This window comes from Sphingomonas sp. (assembly GCF_051962185.1).
In the GTDB taxonomy this organism is placed as follows: Bacteria; Pseudomonadota; Alphaproteobacteria; order Sphingomonadales; family Sphingomonadaceae; genus Sphingomonas.
Map to the genome: position 1 here is coordinate 1 of NZ_JBQCCN010000043.1, position 2,117 is coordinate 2,117.

General features: G+C 70.3%; 3 protein-coding genes. 2 read left to right on the plus strand and 1 reads right to left on the minus strand.

Going from position 1 to position 2,117, the window contains the following annotated elements; genetic code table 11:
* Together ACTHJR_RS02810 and ACTHJR_RS02815 are read left to right on the plus strand one after the other, a co-directional pair.
* The coding region (locus tag ACTHJR_RS02810) for a hypothetical protein (RefSeq protein WP_440521555.1) at nucleotides 1-233 on the plus strand (233 nt) is incomplete at its 5' end.
* Nucleotides 230-760: a GNAT family N-acetyltransferase gene (locus ACTHJR_RS02815; protein ID WP_440521557.1), complete on the plus strand. Its 531-nt coding sequence runs from the start codon at nucleotides 230-232 to the stop codon at nucleotides 758-760. The genes ACTHJR_RS02810 and ACTHJR_RS02815, both read left to right, overlap by 4 nt.
* On the opposite strand, the gene ACTHJR_RS02820 is transcribed toward ACTHJR_RS02815, so the two are convergent.
* A complete protein-coding gene (locus ACTHJR_RS02820; protein WP_440521558.1) occupies nucleotides 747-1,925 on the minus strand; it encodes a hypothetical protein in 1,179 nt (392 codons plus the stop codon). The two genes, ACTHJR_RS02815 and ACTHJR_RS02820, sit on opposite strands and share 14 nt — an antisense overlap.
* Between the last annotated feature and the right edge of the window lie 192 nt (nucleotides 1,926-2,117).

Sequence of the window (2,117 nt, forward strand, 5' to 3'; positions counted from 1 at the left end):
CGGTGATCCGGCCGTGGAAGAGCCGATTGGGGCTGCTCTATGTCGAGCATCGCGACCTCGCGACCGATTTGCGGTTGCTGTGGTTGACCGCGCTGGCGATCCTCGCAAAACCGATGGCGCTGCGTGGCGTCGACGCGATCCTGGCGCGCTGGCACACCGATCCCGCGCTTCGCAGCATTTGTGCGCGGGCCGCACCGCTCCCCACCGCGCTACCACCGGAACTCGCGGCATGATGGTGGTATTCGGCATCGAGCCGGGCGCGCCGCAACCGCCGTTGCGGACGTTGCCCGAGGGCATGATCCTGCGCGTCTGGCAACCGGCTCGGCACGGCTTCCCTCCACGCGGATCGCGGACGCGGGACAATATCGCCTGGTGGCTGCTCAACCGGCTCGGCGTCTTCGCGACCGACGAATTCACCGAACTGACCGTGTGGCAGGGCGACACCCGCATCCATCGCCTGATCGTGTCGCCGCGCTGGCACCGATCGCCCTTCATGGCAGGCGACGATCTCGAGGTCGGCAATATGTGGACACTGCCCGAAGCGCGCGGCCAGAAGCTCGGCCATATCATCAGCGGCGAGGCGCACCGCCTGTTCGACGACCGCGAGCGGCGCTGGTGGGGGTGGACCGAAGCGGACAATGCGCCGTCGATCGCGATCGCCGCACGCTGCAATTACCGATCGATCGGGACGGGATACAAGACGCGGCCCTGGGGCGTCGGTCTGTGGGGCCAATATATCTTCGTGCCTAAAGACGGCTGATCGTCACCGCCGCGATCCCGCCGGATTGTCCGCCCGACCCGCCGCCCGGGCGCAGGGTGAGCGTCAGCCATTGCCCGATGCAGCCGCTCGCCACCACGAAATCGGTCGAGGCTGCGGCCCCGGCACTGCCCGGCTGATCCAGCGTCGCGAGCATCGCTCCGCCCTGCTCGCCACAGCGGAGCGACCAATAGGGCGTGGCATCGCCCGACGACGCGGTCCGGGACGCCAGCCGGTATTTGCCGGGCGCGAGCATCAGCAATTGCGCGGCGACCTGGCCGCCCCGACCCGGCTCGGCGCGCCACATGAGCGAGGAGCGACCATTGGTCTCGCCGCGCTCGGCGCCGATCTCGCCACGCTCGACCAGGCTCCAGCCGAATGGTGGCGCCGCGATATCGCCGAACGCCCCATCGGCGAGCATCGGCCGTGGACCGGCAGAGGGCGCGAAGGCATCGCGCAATCGGCCAGCCAGCGCGAAATCGCGCGCGCCGACCAGCCGCGCGATCAGCGCCTGGTCGATGCCGTTGGCGGTGATCGTCTGGCGGTCGCACATGGCCAGCAGCACCGCCGCGATCCCTCTCGCATCGCCCTGGGCCACGGCGTGATCGAGGAACATCACGCGCCAGTCGCTCGGCCGGTCGAGCATCCGGGCGATCGGTCGAACCAGGCCCGGATCGGTGGTCGCGCCGGCGAGCACGGGAAGAAGCACCGAGGGCGCAGCCGACGAGGTGCGCAGCGCCAAGTCGAAATCGCGCAACGCGCCGCCGACGTCACCGCGATCGACCGAGCGCTGGATCAGCCATAGCCGCGTCGGCAGGCTGCGCCGGCTGATCGCGTCCGACAGGTCGATCAATTGCTCCGCACGCGCCCGATCGCCCTTCCCCTCGGCCTCGACCGCGCGGAACTCTATCGCGGCGGTCTGGGTGAGGTCGCGCGACAGGGCGGTCGCCGCCAGCGCGCGAATCGCCGGGCCCGTCGCGTCGCCGCCATCGTCGACCAGCTTGCGCGCCGCCGCCATCGCGATCCGCGCGTCGTGCGGCGCCAGCCGCGCGGCAAGCGCGGGGTCGCTCCGACTGAGTCGTTCCGCCAAGCCTGCCTGGACAATCCCGGCGGCGGCGAGCAGCGCGACTATGACGATCGCGCTTCGCTGGATGACCGGCGACGGCATTATCGGCGCAACCTGGGGTAGGTTTTAGCGGCCACCCCCTTCTCGTCATCCCCGCGCAAGCGGGGACCCATCTCCGCCGCTGCCCACCAACCCGCCGGACCGTTCGGCTACGCGGCCGGGATATGGGTCCCGGCTGGCGCGGGGATGACGAGAAGGGGGTGGCCGCTCACACCTACCCCAGGTTGCGCCGAT